This window comes from Paenarthrobacter sp. CC6, from assembly GCF_040560085.1.
GTDB lineage: Bacteria > Actinomycetota > Actinomycetes > Actinomycetales > Micrococcaceae > Arthrobacter > Arthrobacter nicotinovorans.
Genome location: NZ_JARDAN010000010.1, coordinates 16,002 through 32,833, shown reverse-complemented (window position 1 = coordinate 32,833; position 16,832 = coordinate 16,002). Strand labels below are relative to the sequence as shown.

The window sequence follows — 16,832 nt, the reverse complement described above, 5'->3', positions numbered from 1 at the left end:
ACAGCCTAGCCATCGATGACCAATACACGTGCGTGGATAGCAGTCCTTTGGTGCAGCGCCGTGCGGACCGCCCGGTGAAGACCGTCCTCGAGGTACATCACGCCCTGGTACTGGACCACGTGCGGGAACAGATCGCCAAAGAAAGTGGAGTCCTCCGCCAGCAATGCCTCCAGGTCCAAGGTCCGCTTGGTGGTGACCAGATCGTCCAGGCGGACAGGGCGCGGGGGCAGGGCAGCCCAGTCCCTGGGCGCGGAGTATCCATGGTCAGGGTACGGGCGTCCCTCGCCCACAGCTTTGAAGATCACCCTGCAAGCCTATGGAAGATACCGCCGTAACGGAACTTGTGACCCGCGGCACAGGAAGGTTGTAGCCAAAAGGTGACTATCCTTCGCGGGGCGTCACAGACGTCATAGCTGTGTGGTGGGTCTGCGGGACTGACAGAATAGGGGCATGACCCAACCGTTCCCAGGTACTGACCGTGCCGCTGCCCGCACCGAGCCCGCACTGGCCCTGCTGCTGGACGTCGATGGCCCCATAGCCAGCCCTGTGACGCGCGACGTCAAACCGGACATCATCGCCGACATGGTGGCACTTGCCTCAGCCGGAATCCCGGTCATCTTCAACACGGGCCGCTCGGACGCGTTCATCGCCCAGCAGGTCATGGAACCCATGATCGCCGCCGGCATGCCCGCCAACACGGTGATCCACGCCATTTGCGAGAAGGGAGCCGTGTGGTTCAGCTACACCGCTGACGGCCCCGGCCCCATCCACGTGGACCACGAACTCGCGGTACCTAAGGCCTACGGCGACGATATCCGCCGGCTTGTGGCCGAGGATTACTCCGCCCACATGTTCTTCGATGAGACAAAGCGCGCCATGGTTTCCGTGGAGCAGCACCTGAACGTAGCCAGCGCGGATTACCTGGCTGAACAGAAACTCTTCGACGCCGACGCCCTGGGCATCATGGAACGGCACGGCCTCAGTGCCGCCATCCTGGACCATCACGCGCCCGGATCCGATGACACCGCGGACTACCGTCTGGACCCCACCATCATCTCCACGGACATCGAGTCCGTGCGCCTGGGCAAGGACCTTGGAGCAAGCCGGGCCGTTGAACTCCTGGCCGCCCAGGGCATCACCCCGCTCTCCTGGCGCACCGTGGGAGATTCCCGGACGGACTACGCCATGGCAGACTGGCTACACCACAACGATCATGACGTGAAGCACGTAGATGTCCGGCCCGCGGACGGCATACCGGTGAAGCCCTACACCATCCTGACTGCCGCAGACCTTGACCTTGCAGAGGACGTGATCCACGACGACGCCGGCGGTGCGTTCCTCCGCAGCTGGCGCGAGGCCCTGGCCATCTAGCGGCGACGCAGCACCACCTACACCCAGAAACACCGAAGATCCCGGAGAAACAGCCATCACACAAGCACAGGTCGATCCGATTTACCACGGCAGCCCTTCCGTCGAAGAGGACACGATTGCGGAGGCGGTTTCGCCTGCCGTCGTCGCGCATCTCAAGCACAGGTCCGACGTCGTCCGTCACCGTGGGCGGTACGCCCTGATCAACAGCGACCTGACACCTCAACAGGCAATGGTTTCGGACCTCCTGGCTGTGCGGGCCGCGCTGGATGCCGCAGGCATCGATTTCATCCTGGTGCGGGGCAACGACGAACGTCCGGTCATCGCCGTCGACTGGGAGTCCCGCAAGGACGTCCGGGATGCACTGGCTGCTGCCTTCAAGAACGAGCCCTTCTACGCCATGACGGTGGACGCCAGGAAGAAGACCTCCGTGCTGGTGGCCGACGGCGAACTCTCGGCCAACAGGAAGGCCCGGATCTTCCGCCTGTACCGCCCCCGCGTCGAGGTCGGCGGCGGGCTTTGGTACGGCCCCGCCTTGGGCGTCCAGCTTGAGCTGTGGAGGTTCGAAGGCGACCACCTGGAACTCCCCGTGGAGAACTCACTGACGCGCCGGACCATGCTCCGGCAGGACGCCGTCCGCGGAACCGTGCAGCGGCATGGTTTGGCTTGGCCCACTATCGAGAACATGTTCGCCGACCACGCCAGTGACATCGATTTCGACGTCGACATCGTCTTTTCCTGGGTTGATGGCAGCGATCCCGAGTACATCGCACGCAGGCGCGCCCAGCAGGCCGAAGCCGTCCTTGGTGAAGGCGATGACCATGAGGCCCGATTCCGGCAGATCAACGAACTCAAGTACGCGCTGCGTTCGGTGCACATGTTTGCGCCGTGGATCCGGCGGATCTTCATTGCCACCGATTCTCCCGCCCCCGAGTGGCTGGCCGACCACCCTGCCGTGACGATCGTTCGGAGCGAGGAATTCTTCGCCGATCCTTCCGTGCTGCCCACCCACAACTCCCAGGCAGTGGAGTGCCAGCTCCACCACATCGAGGGCCTGTCCGAGCACTTCCTGTACTCGAATGACGACATGTTCTTTGGCCGGCCCGTGGGCCCGGACATGTTCTTCACGCCCGGCGGCATCACCAAGTTCATCGAAGCGGACACCCGCATCGGCCTGGGCGAGAACGACGCCGAACGCAGCGGCTTTGAGAACGCCGCCCGCGTCAACCGCAAGCTTCTCTGGGAACGTTTCGGCCGCATCACCACGCGGCACCTGGAGCACACCGCTGCCCCGTTACGGCGCAGCGTGGTGGCACAGATGGAGAAGGAATTCCCCGCCGAGTTCGCCAAGACCGCAGGCAGCCGTTTCCGCGCCGCGGACAACATCTCGGTCACCAACTCGCTGTACCACTATTACGCCCTGCTGACCGGCCGCGCCGTGACACAGACCGCCGCCAAGGTCAGGTATGTGGACACCACCATGTGGGCCGGGCTGCACTACCTGCCCAAGCTTTTGGCCAAGCGTCACATGGACTTCTTCTGCCTGAACGACGGCAGCTTCCCTGAGGTTGACTCGGAAGAACGAGCTGAGCTGGTGACCGACTTCCTGGAGAAGTACTTCCCGGTCAAGGCGCCTTGGGAGAAATAAGCGGCAAGGACGATGTCAGGGTTCCCGGGGAAGTGTGGGCTCCCACACGGGACTCGTGCGGGATGCGGATGCCGGCAGCGGCCAGTCGCCGTTGAACCTCCGCCGCGTCCACGGGTTCGCCCACGGTGACCCCGCCGGACATCGGCACCACGGAGTGCACTATGGTGTGCTCGTACACGTGGATCATGTTGTAGGACTGGGCGCCGTCGCGTCCCCGTTGCCCGCCCGCGCGCACGCCCAGGTCCTGGGTGTAACACGTCGCCGAGGCGACGGACACCGGGATGCCGGCGAAGCTCGCCGTCGTGGAGTAATGCAGGTGTCCACCCAGGATGGTCCGGACGTCGGTATTACGTACGACGGCGGCCAGAGCGGCCTGGCCGCGCAGCTCCACCAGGACCGCGAGGTCCTGCACGCACGGGACCGGCGGGTGGTGCAGCGCCAGGATGGTGCCGTCCGGCGCCGGGGTCGCGAGCTCGGCTGCCAGCCAGTCCAGCTGGGCCTCGGACAGTTCACCGTAATGGTGGCCCGGGACCGTGGTGTCCAGGGTAATGATGCGGAGTCCATCGACGAAGTAGCTGCGGTCAACAGGGTCCTGCGGCTGGCTTGCTTCCGAGGCGTCCATGAAGGCGGTGCGGAAGTTAGCCCGGTTGTCATGGTTTCCCATGGCCCAGATCGCCTTGGCACCCAGGGCGTCGCAGACCGGCTCTATCATGACGCGGAGGCGCTTGTAGGCTTCGAGCTCGCCCTTGTCCGCGAGGTCGCCGGTAAAAATGATGGCCGCGGGCTTGATCCGGGAAGCAATGATCTGTTGGCAGATCTCCTGCAACCGGGCAGAACTGTCGACTGAGCCGTGGAGCGTGCCTGGACCACCCACCAGGTGAAGATCGCTTAAGTGCAAAAGCACATGACCTGGGTGGGGGTACTCTGCCTCGATGAGCTCCATAGCTTGCCTTAGCGTTTGGTGGGAGACGGCGTCTCCCGTGTCAATCCAGTAGGGCCAATCCAACCAGACAACAAGCCAACAACTGGCTAATTTCCGGCGGAATGTTGGAAAATTACTTTCCTCCCTTCAGGTTTGGCGGCTTAAGCCAACGCCTTTTCCACTGCCGTCAAAAGGTCTTCGGAGTCAGGCTCCACTGCGGATGGGAATCTCCCCACGAGTTCTCCCGCCCGGTTAATGACGAACTTTTCGAAGTTCCACTTCACCTTGACGGGCTGGCCGTCGTCGTCCCGGGTGAGCTCGGCGAAAAGGGGGTGCTGCTCCTTGCCCAGGACGTTCGCCTTGCTGGTCAGCGGGAACGTGACACCAAAGTTACGCTCGCAGAACTCCGCGATCTCCGCATCTGCGCCCGGCTCCTGGCCGCCGAACTGGTTGCAGGGGACGCCGAGAATCTCCAGTCCCTGCCCGCGGTACTTGCCGTAAGTGCCTCAAGGCCCGCGTATTGACGGGTGAAGCCGCACTCCGAAGCCACATTCACCACCATTACAGCCTTGCCCTGGAACCGTCCGAAGTCACCTTCGGAGCCGTCATTGAACGTGATGGGAATGCTGTAAAGGCTGGTCATGGGATTCGCTTCCTGACGTCTTCGGCTGGCGGGATCGCCGCCATCGAGCTTACGGGAGCCGGCTGAGGGCCACGAAATGCAGGCCCTTGCGGTTTTTAGGGAGCGGGAATGACGAGCGTGGACAAAGGCACTATTACGCCGTCCGGCCGCTGGACCAGGTCCGGTGCGATCAGGATGTAACCGGGCGGGAGCGTCACAACCGGAAGCGCGGACGGGAGGACCGCCACCGGCGTCGGCGCGGGTGCCGGGGCCACAGGCGTCGGAGCGGGTGCCACGGCTTGCGTAACCGTAGGAACGATCGGTGCCACCGCAGGTGCCGGCTCCACGACCGCGGGTGCAGGTGCAGGTGGTGCGGGTGCGGGCTCCACGACCGCGGGTGCGGGCGGCGCGGGTGGTTCGACGACGGCGGCCGGCGGCGGTGCGACAGCTGACTGGACGGTTGGTGCCTGGACGGTTGATACCGGATCCGTCGGCGCAACCGGAGCTGTGGTGGTTTCAGGAACCGCGGGCGGGGACGTCGGAGTATCGGTGGGTGTCGGCGTGATTGTCGGCGTCGGGGTGACCGTCGGCGTGGGAGTCGCTGTGGGGGTCGGGGTGACCGTCGGCGTCGCGGGTGCTGTCTGCGTCGCCGTCACGGACGGTGACGGTACCGGCGTCGTGGTTTGTGTCGGTGACGTCACCACAGGGCCGGGCGGGTTGACTGACGTGACGGGCGGGACCACCACTGGTGGCGCGACGGGTTCTTCGTGTTCGCCGCCGATGACGGCGCGGTTGGTGCCGTCGGCAACGGGGACGGCCCACTGGGGCGCGGAGGCTCCCGTGCCAACTCCCGGCTGGTAGTTCACGAACGTCATGGTTTGCAGCGGATCCACCTGCTTTATGGGCAGGTACGTCCAACCGTTGGGGTTGGTGTGGAGTCCGTTCACGATTGTTTCGAAGTGGAGGTGGCATCCCGTGGACCAACCGGTGGTGCCAACCTCGGCAATGACTTCGCCGACGCGGACCGACTGGCCCTGCGTCACTCCGATGGCTTGAAGATGGTTGTAGGTGGTGACCAGGCCGTTGCCGTGTTCGATCTCCACCCGGTTGCCGCCACCCCAGATGTGCCAGCCAACCGCGCGGACCACGCCGGCGTCGGCTGCATAAACACGCGTTCCGCAAGCTGCAGCGTAGTCCTGCCCCCAGTGGAACTCACCGGCCAGCCCGGTCAGTGGGCTGTAGCGGTAACCGTAGGGGGAACTAGGATTGAGGACTTCGAGAGGGGCGTAGAGGCTGCCGGCGGGCGGACGGGAGAGTCCGGCCGAAGCCACCGTCAGCCCGGTGGAACCGTCCTTGCTTACTGTCCGGACCATCGCCCGGTCAAAGAAGACCATTGGCGTGCCGGGCGTTTGCTCGGGGGGCGCCTGTGTGGGGTCAAGGACCATGGTTTCGGCTTCCGGCGGGGTAAGGCTCCCCAATGCCGTGGGGCCTACGACGCCCTGGGCAACTGTTCCGTCCACATTTCCTGCGGGGACGGACATCAGGGGCTGGAAGCCGAAGGCGAAGAAGGCCAGGGCCGCAAGGCATCCGGCGATAAGAACGCGGCGGAATTTTTCAGTGCGGATCAGGTCAATCGCCCGGTCTGATTCATGATGCTTGCCCACAAAACACTCCCCAAAAGCCAGCGGCACCAAACCCCAGCCTGGCGTGCAAGCACCATTGTTGCGGGTATCACCTCAGAAATAAAGGCTTCGCGGGCGCCGTGGAGCGAAAGGTTGGATCAGTTTTTGCTCAAGACGTCTTGAGCTTCGCCGGGGGCGCATTTGCTGTGGATACTCATGGGAAACGACAGGCTCGAAAAGCACCTCTACCGTCGAGTGAATGCGTTGCGTTAAGGGCCCCTTTACCGGCAGTTTTGAGGGCGGGCCTCACGCGGGCGGGTCTTCGCGCGGCGGCACCCAGGCCTCTGACCGACCGTGGGTATTCGGCGGCTTTGACCTTCAGACGGGTCCGAGGTGTCCTCGAAGTTGATTCAGACCATCCCGGATCCTCGACTTGATGGTAGGTAGCGGTTTTGAGAGTCTTTCGGCGACCTCGCGGTAGGTGAGGGAGCCGAAGTAGGCCAGGACGATCGCTTCACGTTGCAACGGCGATAGTGCTGCAAGTGAGTCCGTGAGTTGCAGCATTTCCGTTCGGTCCATAAACGAGGCTGCGACCTCGTCGTAGGGCCGGGTCCAGGACGCGGCGGCCCATCGTGCGTTGCGGGTGTTGCTGCTTTGATGCGAACGAACCTTGTCCACAGCTTTGCGGTGGGCGATCGTCAACAGCCAAGTGGTCGGGCTACCTTTTGCAGGATCGTAGGTTGCCGCGTCACGCCACACCACAATGAAGACCTCCTGGGCTACTTCCTCGGCGAGGCCAGGATCCAGGACCACTCGGCGCGCCAGCCCAAAAACCCGAGGTGAGGTGCGCCCGTAAAACTCTGTGAAGGCCTCCTGACTGCCCTGTCCGGTAGCCCGCAGTAATCCGATGAGATTCGTGTCGTGGTCTTCGGGAGCGGGAGTATCGCTGTGGACGGCACCGCTACCCTGCGGCGCAGCGGTGCCGTCCAGGGTAGATCGAGTGAGGTCCACGTGGCTATCCGTGATGTCGGTGCGTTTGCCCAGGACATTACAAAGTCCAGACGGTGGATCTTCGATGAAAGTAGTCAGGACAATCACGACTCCGTTGGGAAGCGACAGGAACAATCGTAAGAATACATATAACTAGTCTGTCTAGCTAGTTTTCCGAGTGAAATTTCTCCATTTCACCGGGGGGGGTACGATCCACAGCCGCCCGGCACAGGATCGACTTACGGGCGCTGTGGCCCTTTCACACGGGTAGTGAATTGGAGCTGGATGCTCTTGAGCTCGGCGCGTGGAAGCACGGCCGTCACGACGCCGCCGGTTGCTAGTTGGGCGCCGACGCCGTAGACGAACGGGTCCATATCAACCTCCGCACCGGGCACACTGACTCCATTGATGACGATTCTGACCTGACTGTTGACCACCCGACCGGTTATTGGGGGTGCGTGTTGGTCCCAAGGTTTGCTGCCCGGCCAAATCTCCTGCCGGTACTGATTCATCAGGATGTGGTTGACATGGTCAACCAGGAGGCATTGAACCGATGAGCGCTCGGATGGATCGCGGTGCCAGACCGTTCGCACGGCCTCCCACAATTGCGGGTAGCGCAGTCGCTCCACCTGCTCGATCAGCCAGCGCGGCCGGGGCCATGGCGGAACTTCCTCGATCGATCTGCGTGTCTTTTCGTCGAGGTCTGCAAGGTTTACCGGGTCTGAGCGATCATCCGGGTTTCGCCAGAGAGTGTAGGTGATGCTCGCGGTCATATCGCTGTATCCACGATCATCCAAGCAATAGGTCAGCCCGACGGAGTCCGTGTCCTCCAGCGAAGGTTGGGGCGCGAGTCCAATGATCGGAATGGGCATGAGTTTGAGATTGTCGGCCCATGCGACACGGGGGTCGGGGGCGTCCTCAGGAAGAATGCCAGCCTCTCTCATGGCTCGACTATGAACCAACATAGGGCACGTGTAAACGGGCCTAAGTTTTCGAGTGTCAATGTTCCACTGAGGGAGCCCCCCGGGACGCCCGGGGTTTGCCCGCGGCCGGATCAGCCCAGGTTTTCCTTGAGCAGCGCGCGGTGTTCGACGGCGGCGGTGGAGTGGAGCGCACGGCCCGCCTCAGTAAGTTCCAGGAACAGCGAGCGGCGGTCCTCTTCGCAGGTCTGCCGGGACACCAAGCCCGCCTTTTCCAAGCGGTCCACCACTTTGGAGACAGCACTTTGCGTCATGGGGGTCCGCTCCCCCAGGGACTTCATGCGGCACGACGACTCTTCGCTCTCGGCCACGAGGTCAAGGATTTCGAACTCATTGAGGCCGATGTCGAATTTGGCTTCCAGGGCGCGGTCGATTGCTCCTGCGGTTCGGAAGTAGGAGCTCTGGATGTCGCGCCACTGCTCGACCAGTTCACGGTCTTCCAGCTGGCGGTCACGCGTCGTTGCCATGCCCCGATTCTAGTTCATGAACCACTTAAAATCCACGTCATAAGATTCCGCGTCATATTCCTTGTCATTGAATGACGTGTCATATAGATTGATCGCATGACCTCACCCACCACCCTCAAAACCTCTGCCGAGCCGCCCTTGGTTTCAGCTGTTCGCTGGACACGGGCCCAATGGCTCCTGTTGATGGTCGTCTGCACCGTCCTGGCCTTGGACGGGCTGGACGTATCCATGGTTGGCGTCGCGCTTCCATCCATCGGACAAGAACTCCACCTCGGAACCGATTCGCTGCAGTGGATCGTCTCTGCCTACGTCCTTGGTTACGGCAGCCTGCTGCTCCTTGGTGGCCGCCTCGCGGACCTGCTGGGCCGCCGTCGAATCTTCCTCATCGCCTTGACGGTGTTCGCCGCAGCGTCGCTCCTTGGCGGCCTGGTGGACGACCCCGCTGTCCTGATCGCCACGCGTTTCGTGAAGGGCCTCGCAGCGGCCTTCACCGCACCTACCGGATTCTCGATCATCACCACGAACTTTGCCGAAGGACGCGAGCGCAACAAGGCGCTGTCCATCTTCACAACGTTCGGAGCCAGCGGATTCTCGCTGGGACTGGTGGTCGGCGGCCTGATGACCAGCCTCAGCTGGCGCTGGACCTTCCTGGTCTCCGTCCCGATCGCCGTCGTCGTGGTCCTGCTGGGTATCAAATTCATCCCCAAGGACAAGCCGTCCGCCGAAAACAGCGGACACGACATCTGGGGTGCGGTGACGCTGGCACTGGGCATGCTCGGCCTTGTGTACACCTTGGTTTCAGCACCGGAGCAGGGCTGGGGATCTGTGGCAACAATCGCCGGGTTCGCAGTTTCTGTCGCCGTGCTGGCAGCCTTTGCAATCATTGAAAACAAGGTCAAGCATCCGCTGATCCGTTTCGGCATCCTGAAGGAAGGCTGGGTAGCAAGGGCCAACCTCAGCGCCGTGGGACTGTTCGGGTCCTACCTGAGCTTCCAGTTCATCGTCACCATGTTCCTGCAGTCCGTCCTCGGCTGGACACCGTTGGGTATGGCGCTGGCTCTGCTGCCGGCCGGCCTTCTGGTGGCCACCAGCGCACCGTTTGCGGACCGGCTCATCGAAAAGTTCGGGGCTACGCAGCTGATCCTCACCGGCCTTACCGCCCTCGGCCTGGGTTACGTCCTCTTCCTCCGCGTGGGCACAACTCCGAACTACGCCCTGGACATCCTGCCCTCGGTGGTCCTGCTGGGCGTCGGTTTTGCCCTGGCCTTCCCTTCCATCAACGTCCAGGCCACAGCCGGGATCAAGGACTCCGAACAGGGACTCGCTGCGGGCCTGATCCAAACGAGCACCCAGGTTGGGGCGGCGCTGGTCCTCGCCGTCACCACCGCATTGGTCAGCGGTCACGGCCAGGCCGCGGGAACAGTCAGCGCCCAAGCCATGCTGGAACAGTACCGTCCGGGACTTATCCTGAGTGCCGCCGTCGCAATTGCCGCCCTTCTGGTGGCCGCAGCGCCTTCCCGTCGTCGCGTCCGCCCCTAACCCGGAGTTTTTGTACAGCTAATGCCCTTATGAGCCCTTCATAAGGGCATTAGCTGTACAGAAACTCCCTCTGTACGGTCTGGCGAATCTGCGGTCTCATGGGATGCATGAGGAATTACCTCACTGAGTACCGCCACGAATTGCAGCGCACGTTCACCGGCACGTCGGGGACGCCGCCTGAGTGGGTGCCGCGCCTGGCGGAAGGGAACGACGCCGGATATCACCTCCCGGGCTCGGCCGTCTGGGCGGTTCACGGCCACGTCGCCACCATCGTGGCAGGCATCCGGGTCCTGCTGATGCAGGCCCTCCACCCCGGCGCGCTGGCCGGAGTGTATGAGCACTCGGGTTTCCAGAAGGACCCCTTGGGTCGCCTGGCTAACACGGTCCGGTGGATCTTCACCGTGACCTACGGATCCACCGAAGCGGCCGAGTCCGCAACCGCCGTGGTGCGCAGGATCCACGAACGCGTCCGCGGGACCTATGTGGATGGGCTCGGCGTCCAACGACCGTACGCGGCCAATGATCCCGAACTCCTCCGCTGGGTCCACGTCACCTACGCCGACTCGTTCCTCACGGCCAACCGCATTTGGGGTGCTGCCATCCCGGGCGGGGCCGACGCCTACGTCCGCGAATGGGCTGCGGCAGGCCGACTCATCGGCGTTCAAGATCCGCCGCTCACCGAAGCGCAGGTCCGTGACGAGCTGGAGGGTTGGTACGCCTCTGGCATCCTCCGGGCGGATGACCGCCTGGCAGAGACCGTCTCGTTCATTCGGCACCCTCCCCTGAGCCCGCTCCTCAAGCCCGGCTACCGCATACTGTTCGCGGCCGCCGTCGCAAGCCTTGAACCGAAGTACAGGGAACTGCTGGGGCTCCAGCGTGCCCAGCTGGGCTTCGTCCCGCTGCCGGTCATCACGGCGGCGAGGGTGGTGCTGGGCATGGTCCGGCTCGCTCTGGGACCACACGGCCCCAGCGAACAGGCGGCGCGGCAAAGACTGCAACGTCTCGGCTACGCCGCCTGACATCACCCAGGGGCGAGCTCTCACCCTTTTGGGGAACCCGCGAAATGCAGAAAGCCAACCCCTCAGCGGGACCTCACCTTGTGTGGGGTTCGCCGAGGGGTTGGCTTTCAACCTTTTACGGGCATTTATTGTGCCGAGAGCTCACCCCTCGGCGCGCGAACTAGATCAGGTGATCCGACAGGTGGTTCGGGGTGCCGAAGCGGTGGGCCGTGATGGACACCGCCTGCTCGCGGAGGAACGGCAGCATCTCGATCCGTCCGGCCTGGGTCACGGCGCCGTGGTACACCGCGACGTCGGGACGGCCACCCATCGCTGCGCTCAGCGCGGCGAAGTCGCCACCGATCAAGCGGATCCGGCCGGCGTCGAAGTTGGCCGCACGGCCCAGCCACGCGGCGTCGTCCTCGATCCGCACGTTGACGCCCAGACCGGCGAAAGCGGTCACCACAGCGTCAGGAAGTGCGACGGCGGAGCTCACCGTGAGCTTCGAGCCCGCCACTGCACCGGCTGCCACAACGCGGATCAGCTCAGCGAGCCGCTCGCCTTCGGAGAGGCGGATGGTCACGGGCAGGGACCGGTAACGGAAGACGTTGCGCTCTGCTGTCAGGGCGGAGACGTCCTTGCAGGTGCCGAACTCGGATTCCCAGGCTGCTGCGTCGCTGAAGAGTGCCTTCTGGAGGGTCTCGTATTCCTCGGCGGTCACGTCAGCGGACTTGGCTGCAGCGAGGAGCTGGGCAGCAGCACCCTGAAGGACGGTGCCCCGCTGGCCCTTGGCCTCGGCTGGCACCCACGAGCCGAGCCCGATCAGGTAGTTCGGTCCGCCTGCCTTGGTTCCCGCACCGACGGCCGACTTCTTCCAGCCACCGAACGGCTGGCGCTGCACAATCGCACCTGTGATGCCGCGGTTGACGTACAGGTTTCCGGCCTGGATCTTGTCCAGCCAGACACCCATTTCAGCTGAGTCCAGGGAGTGCAGGCCGGCGGTGAGGCCGTATTCGATCTCGTTCTGGATGGCGATGGCTTCTTCGAGGGTTTCAGCTGTCATGACACCCAGCACAGGGCCGAAGAACTCGGTCAGGTGGAAGTAGGAGCCACGCTTGACGCCCGAACGGATGCCCGGGGACCACAAGCGGCCGGTCTCGTCGAGGCGCTCGGGCTTGATGGCCCAGGTTTCGCCGTCGCCCAAGGTGGTGAGGGCGTTCAGGAGCTTGCCGTTGGCGGGCTCGATGATCGGCCCCATCTGCGTGGTGGCGTTCTCCGGGTAGCCAACGGTCAGGGAGCGCGCGGCGTCGATCAGCTGGTTGTGGAAGCGGGCGCTCTTCGCGACCGAGCCCACCAGGATCACCAGCGAAGCGGCCGAGCACTTCTGGCCCGCGTGGCCGAACGCCGAGTACACGACATCCTTGGCTGCGAGGTCAAGATCGGCGCTCGGGGTGACGATGATGGCGTTCTTGCCGGAGGTCTCGGCGAGCAGCGGCAGGTCCTGGCGGAAGGAGCGGAACAGCTCAGCGGTTTCATAGCCACCGGTGAGGATCACGCGGTCAACGCTCGGGTGCGAGACCAGCTGGGTTCCCAGTTCACGCTCTTCGAGCTGCACCAGCGCCAGAACGTCACGCGGCACACCGGCTTCCCACAGCGCATCCACCATGACCGAACCGGACCGGCGGGCCTGCTTTGCAGGCTTGATCACGACGGCGGAACCTGAGGCGAGCGCTGCGAGCGTCGAGCCTGCGGGGATCGCCACGGGGAAGTTCCACGGTGGTGTCACCACGGTGAGGTTCGCTGGGACGAATGTGGCGCCGTCGACCGTTTCCAGGTCCTTGGCGCGCTCGGCGTAGTAGTGCGCGAAGTCGATTGCTTCGCTGACCTCGGGGTCGCCCTGGTCGATGGTCTTGCCGGTTTCGGAAGCCATCACCTCCAGGAGTTCGGCGCGTCGGGCCTCAAGGACTTCACCGGCGCGGTGCAGGATGGCTGCCCGCTCGGCGGCGGGACGGGCGCCCCAGGCCTTCCCGGCGTCAACGGCGGAGGCAATGATCTGCTCGAGTTCGGCGGCGTCGGAAACCTTGGTGGATTCGACGATCTTGTTCCCGGCCGTGGATCCCGGGATGCGCTTGAGGATGTCGCGGCCCCAGGCACGGTTTGCCGGGAGTGCCGGGTCGGTGTCAGGGGTGTTGCGGAAGCCCTCGGTGGGGGCGGGTTCGGCCGGAAGGCGGCGGTCCTGCTTGCGGTTGGGCCCCGGAACTTCACTCTTCATGTTGGCCAGTGAGCTCAGGAAGCGCTGCTGCTCGCGCTTGAAGAGACTCTCATTTTCACTGAGTTCGAAGACCGCGGACATGAAGTTTTCCTGACTGGCACCCTCTTCGAGGCGGCGGATCAGGTAGGCGATGGCGACGTCGAACTCGCCCGGGTGGACCACCGGTGTGTAGAGCAGGAGGCTGCCGACATCCTTGCGGACCGCGGTGGCCTGGCCGGTTGCCATGCCCAGGAGCATTTCGAACTCGATGCCCTCAGTAACCCCGCGCTGCTTGGCCAGGAGCCAGGCGAAGGCAACATCGAAGAGGTTGTGACCGGCGACGCCGATGCGGACGGCGTCAACGCGCTCCGGGGTGAGGGCGTAGTTGATGACGTTCTTGTAGCTGGTGTCCGAGTCCTGCTTGGTGCCCCAGGTAGCCAGCGGCCAGTCGTGCAGCGAGGCTTCAACCTGCTCCATGGGGAGGTTGGCACCCTTGACGACGCGGACCTTGATGGGTGCGCCACCTTCGGCGCGACGGGCGGAGGCCCACTCCTGCAGTTCCTGCATGGCACCAAGTGCGTCAGGCAGGTAGGCCTGGAGGACAATGCCGGCTTCCAGGTTCTTGAACTCCGGCATGTCCAGGATGCGCTTGAACACCGCGATGGTCATGCTGAGGTCCTTGTATTCCTCCATGTCCAGGTTGATGAACTTGGGCTTGGGGAAGGACGCTGCGAGGCGGTAGAGCGGGGTGAGCTTCTCAACAACGTGGTCGACGGCTTCGTCGAAGGCCCACGGGGAGTGCGGAGCAACTGTGGAGGATTCCTTGATGGAGACGTAGTCAACGTCTTCGCGGGCCAGCAGCTTCAGGGTGCCTTCCAGACGACGCTGGGCTTCGTGCTCGCCCAGGACGGCTTCGCCGAGGAGGTTCACGTTCAGGTGCACGCCGTCCTGGCGGATCTTGGCGATGGCCGGACCGAGCTTGGCGTCGGTGGCGTCAACGATCAAGTGGCCCACCATCTCGCGGAGCACGCGGCGGGCGATCGGGATGACAATCTGCGGCAGGATCGGGGCCATGACGCCACCCACCCGGACAGCGCTGCGCATGTACCAGGGAAGGAACTTGGGAACCTTCGGGGCGAGCTCGGCGAGTTTACGGCCGGCGACCGACAGGTCCTCGGGGCGGATGACGCCGTCGACGAATCCAACCGTGAAGTCAAGGCCGTTCGGGTCCTTCAGGACGCCGGCGAGGCGCTGGGCGGAGACGTCCACGGGGATCTTGCCGGCTTCAGTCAACCAGTGGCGGACCAAGGCAATGGCTTCCTGGGCCAGAGCATCGAACTGCCCCGATTCCTCGGTGCGCGGGGCGGTGGCATCCGGGAGGGTGCTGGTCATGGGGGCTCCTTCTGAGACGGAGAAGTTTGTTTGTTTCCATCAGTATGGATCTACAATCTCATTAGGAAAAGCGATCTTTTCTGACGAATATTGATTACCCATCCCGAATCTTTGGAGGCCGCCTTGCTGGATGTCCGTAGGCTGCGTTTGCTGCACGAGCTGAAGATCCGCGGGACCCTGGCCGAGGTCGCCGACGCGATGCAATACAGCCCTTCATCGGTATCCCAGCAATTGACGCTCTTGGAGAAGGAAGCCGGGGTGGAACTGCTGCGCAAGGCGGGCCGCCGGGTCCAGTTGACGCCCCAGGCCGAGATCCTCGTGGCACACACCGCGGCGCTGCTGGAGACCCTGGAACGGGCGGAAACCGAGCTCGCTGCATCCCTGTCCATGGTGACCGGGACCGTGCGCCTGGCCGTGTTCCAGTCCGCAGCACTGGCGCTGCTGCCCGATTTCCTCAGCATTATGCGCCGGGAGTACCCGGAAGTGCGCGTGGAAATGACCCAGCGCGAGCCCGAGACCGCCCTCTACGAAACCTGGGCCCGCGACTTCGATCTGGTGGTAGCCGAGCAATACCCCGGCCATGCCGCGCCGCACCACAGCGGACTGGACCGGGTCACGCTGACCAGCGATGCCATCCGGCTGGCCACTCCCCCGGTCGGGCTGGGCGGCGAAACAGTTGCGACCCTGGCCGACACGGCCTCGATGCCGTGGGTCATGGAACCCCGTGGTGCCGCTTCAAGGCACTGGGCCGAGCAGGCGTGCCGCTCCGCAGGCTTCGAACCGGACGTGCGCTACGAAACGGCCGACCTCCAGGCGCAGATCCGGCTCATCGAGTCCGGAAATGCCGTGGCCCTCATGCCGGACCTCGTCTGGACCGGGCGAAGCAGGACGGTCCAGCTCCTGGATCTCCCGGGCCTGCCGAAACGGACCGTGTTCACCTCCACCAGGACAGCCGGCAGAATCCACCCGGCCACCGCAGCGTGCCGCGAGGTACTGGAACGCGTGGCGGCAACCCAACAGCAGGACGCCGAACAACAGGCGGACGCAGGCTAGCCAGGCTCAGCCGCCGCGTCCAGGGAACGCAAAAGGCCCCGGTCCACTGGACCGGGGCCAAACGCGGAGAATGGGGGATTTGAACCCCCGAGGGCGTTAACCCAACACGCGTTCCAGGCGTGCGCCATAGGCCGCTAGGCGAATTCTCCTTGCTTCCGATTCGAAAGCAGATACTACTGTACCTGAGAATTTCGGCATCGTGTAATCGGGCCGAATCGCCCCTTTTGCCCAGCCAGGGGAGCACGCCGCTTAACGGAAAAATGGACGCCCCCAACGCGCCCATTCTTGCGGCACAACCGTTGAGCTACCGGGTCCGGCCCCTCGCCCCCAGGCCCCGCAGCTCACAACCTTGAGATTGCCCCAATCGGTGTACATACCCATGGTCCGCTGCCACCCCTTCTTTTGCAATGGTTGAGACCGCTTTGTAGCCTAATTTGCTGACAAGATGTCCCCATGACGCAGCTTCATGCCTTGGTGGTCTACGTGCCCGAGTCGCATCTCGAAGAGGTCCTGCTGGCCATCGGCGACGCCGGCGCGGGACGGATAGGCGACTACTCCCACTGTTTCTACACGTCCCCGGGCACAGGCCGGTTCACTCCCCAGCCCGGCGCGCAGCCCTTCGTGGGAGCGGTCGGCATCGAGGAGCAGGTGCCCGAAACCCGGGTTGAGTGCGTGGTTGAGGAGGCAGCGCTCGACGGCGTGGTGCTGGCCCTGCGGGCGGCGCACCCATACGAGGAACCGGCCTTCATGACGTGGCCGGTGAACGGCTGGCGGTGACCCAACCACCCGCCGTCGAGCGTTATGCACAGCCGTCCGCACCGATTCGAACCCCGAACCAAGTTCGGGTAAGCTTATCGACGGCCCCTCATGTGGCGTCATCCTGTTGAACTCCCCCAGGACCGGAAGGTAGCAAGGGTAGATGGGCTCTGGCGGGTGCATGAGGGGTCACTTACTTTAACTGTCAGTCCCTATAGGTAGGT

13 protein-coding genes, 1 tRNA gene, 1 other RNA gene and 1 pseudogene are annotated in these 16,832 nt (G+C 63.9%); 7 read left to right on the top strand and 9 right to left on the bottom strand.

The window, feature by feature from the left end; translation table 11 throughout:
- Nucleotides 1-5 precede the first annotated feature (5 nt).
- Entirely contained in the window at nucleotides 6-305 is a 300-nt protein-coding gene (locus tag PV760_RS11995) for a type II toxin-antitoxin system VapB family antitoxin (protein WP_018778077.1), read from the bottom strand.
- A gap of 145 nt (nucleotides 306-450) precedes the next feature.
- On the opposite strand from PV760_RS11995, the gene PV760_RS11990 reads away from it, so the two are divergent.
- The gene (locus PV760_RS11990; RefSeq protein ID WP_055977010.1) at nucleotides 451-1,371 is read left to right on the top strand and encodes a Cof-type HAD-IIB family hydrolase; all 921 of its coding nucleotides are present in this window, start codon (nucleotides 451-453) and stop codon (nucleotides 1,369-1,371) included.
- A gap of 229 nt (nucleotides 1,372-1,600) precedes the next feature.
- Entirely contained in the window at nucleotides 1,601-3,016 is a 1,416-nt protein-coding gene (locus tag PV760_RS11985; protein WP_018778079.1) for a stealth family protein, read from the top strand.
- On the opposite strand, the gene PV760_RS11980 is transcribed toward PV760_RS11985, so the two are convergent.
- The 6 genes and pseudogenes from PV760_RS11980 to PV760_RS11955 all read right to left on the bottom strand — a co-directional run bounded on the left by PV760_RS11980 (nucleotide 2,994) and on the right by PV760_RS11955 (nucleotide 8,619).
- Nucleotides 2,994-3,959 (bottom strand): phosphodiesterase, encoded by a 966-nt coding sequence (locus PV760_RS11980; RefSeq protein WP_018778080.1) that lies wholly within the window; start codon nucleotides 3,957-3,959, stop codon nucleotides 2,994-2,996. The genes PV760_RS11985 and PV760_RS11980 overlap by 23 nt on opposite strands.
- A gap of 140 nt (nucleotides 3,960-4,099) precedes the next feature.
- Nucleotides 4,100-4,581 (bottom strand): annotated as a pseudogene (locus tag PV760_RS11975) (glutathione peroxidase).
- A gap of 95 nt (nucleotides 4,582-4,676) precedes the next feature.
- Nucleotides 4,677-6,224, bottom strand: coding sequence for a M23 family metallopeptidase (locus PV760_RS11970; RefSeq protein ID WP_354627827.1), 1,548 nt, complete (start codon nucleotides 6,222-6,224; stop codon nucleotides 4,677-4,679).
- A gap of 336 nt (nucleotides 6,225-6,560) precedes the next feature.
- Nucleotides 6,561-7,193: an ECF RNA polymerase sigma factor SigK gene (sigK, locus tag PV760_RS11965; protein ID WP_181423317.1), complete on the bottom strand. Its 633-nt coding sequence runs from the start codon at nucleotides 7,191-7,193 to the stop codon at nucleotides 6,561-6,563.
- Between the two features lie 218 nt (nucleotides 7,194-7,411).
- Complete coding sequence (locus PV760_RS11960; protein ID WP_354627826.1) at nucleotides 7,412-8,116, bottom strand: hypothetical protein; 705 nt, start codon at nucleotides 8,114-8,116, stop codon at nucleotides 7,412-7,414.
- A 110-nt stretch (nucleotides 8,117-8,226) separates the two neighbouring features.
- Nucleotides 8,227-8,619 (bottom strand): MarR family winged helix-turn-helix transcriptional regulator, encoded by a 393-nt coding sequence (locus tag PV760_RS11955; protein WP_018778087.1) that lies wholly within the window; start codon nucleotides 8,617-8,619, stop codon nucleotides 8,227-8,229.
- A gap of 96 nt (nucleotides 8,620-8,715) precedes the next feature.
- Between PV760_RS11955 and PV760_RS11950 the strand changes: the two genes are divergently transcribed.
- Together PV760_RS11950 and PV760_RS11945 are read left to right on the top strand one after the other, a co-directional pair.
- Entirely contained in the window at nucleotides 8,716-10,158 is a 1,443-nt protein-coding gene (locus tag PV760_RS11950) for an MFS transporter (protein ID WP_039239599.1), read from the top strand.
- A gap of 98 nt (nucleotides 10,159-10,256) precedes the next feature.
- Nucleotides 10,257-11,177, top strand: a complete 921-nt coding sequence (locus PV760_RS11945; RefSeq protein WP_354627825.1) for an oxygenase MpaB family protein — start codon at nucleotides 10,257-10,259, stop codon at nucleotides 11,175-11,177.
- Between the two features lie 160 nt (nucleotides 11,178-11,337).
- Here PV760_RS11945 and PV760_RS11940 read toward each other — a convergent pair whose 3' ends face one another.
- Nucleotides 11,338-14,799: a proline dehydrogenase family protein gene (locus PV760_RS11940; protein ID WP_354627824.1), complete on the bottom strand. Its 3,462-nt coding sequence runs from the start codon at nucleotides 14,797-14,799 to the stop codon at nucleotides 11,338-11,340.
- Nucleotides 14,800-14,922: 123 nt separating this feature from the next.
- Here PV760_RS11940 and PV760_RS11935 point away from each other — a divergent pair, with 123 nt between their 5' ends.
- A complete protein-coding gene (locus PV760_RS11935) occupies nucleotides 14,923-15,852 on the top strand; it encodes a LysR family transcriptional regulator (RefSeq protein ID WP_055977164.1) in 930 nt (309 codons plus the stop codon).
- A 64-nt stretch (nucleotides 15,853-15,916) separates the two neighbouring features.
- Here the strand turns inward: PV760_RS11935 and PV760_RS11930 are convergent.
- Nucleotides 15,917-16,001 (bottom strand) — tRNA-Ser (locus PV760_RS11930).
- A gap of 304 nt (nucleotides 16,002-16,305) precedes the next feature.
- Between PV760_RS11930 and PV760_RS11925 the strand changes: the two genes are divergently transcribed.
- Both PV760_RS11925 and ffs read left to right on the top strand, forming a co-directional pair.
- The gene (locus PV760_RS11925; RefSeq protein WP_039239596.1) at nucleotides 16,306-16,629 is read left to right on the top strand and encodes a YqfO family protein; all 324 of its coding nucleotides are present in this window, start codon (nucleotides 16,306-16,308) and stop codon (nucleotides 16,627-16,629) included.
- A gap of 79 nt (nucleotides 16,630-16,708) precedes the next feature.
- An RNA gene (ffs, locus tag PV760_RS11920) (signal recognition particle sRNA small type) lies at nucleotides 16,709-16,805 on the top strand.
- Nucleotides 16,806-16,832: the final 27 nt, after the last annotated feature.

Bases quoted from the DNA above. Each gene is read 5' to 3' on its own strand.
- PV760_RS11990 (WP_055977010.1), top strand. From the start codon at position 451: ATGACCCAACCGTTCCCAGGTACTGACCGTGCCGCTGCCCGCACCGAG.
- PV760_RS11985 (WP_018778079.1), top strand. From the start codon at position 1,601: ATGGTTTCGGACCTCCTGGCTGTGCGGGCCGCGCTGGATGCCGCAGGC.
- PV760_RS11980 (WP_018778080.1), bottom strand. From the start codon at position 3,959: ATGGAGCTCATCGAGGCAGAGTACCCCCACCCAGGTCATGTGCTTTTG.
- PV760_RS11960 (WP_354627826.1), bottom strand. From the start codon at position 8,116: ATGAGAGAGGCTGGCATTCTTCCTGAGGACGCCCCCGACCCCCGTGTC.
- PV760_RS11955 (WP_018778087.1), bottom strand. From the start codon at position 8,619: ATGGCAACGACGCGTGACCGCCAGCTGGAAGACCGTGAACTGGTCGAG.
- PV760_RS11950 (WP_039239599.1), top strand. From the start codon at position 8,716: ATGACCTCACCCACCACCCTCAAAACCTCTGCCGAGCCGCCCTTGGTT.
- PV760_RS11945 (WP_354627825.1), top strand. From the start codon at position 10,257: ATGGGATGCATGAGGAATTACCTCACTGAGTACCGCCACGAATTGCAG.
- PV760_RS11940 (WP_354627824.1), bottom strand. From the start codon at position 14,799: ATGACCAGCACCCTCCCGGATGCCACCGCCCCGCGCACCGAGGAATCG.
- PV760_RS11925 (WP_039239596.1), top strand. From the start codon at position 16,306: ATGACGCAGCTTCATGCCTTGGTGGTCTACGTGCCCGAGTCGCATCTC.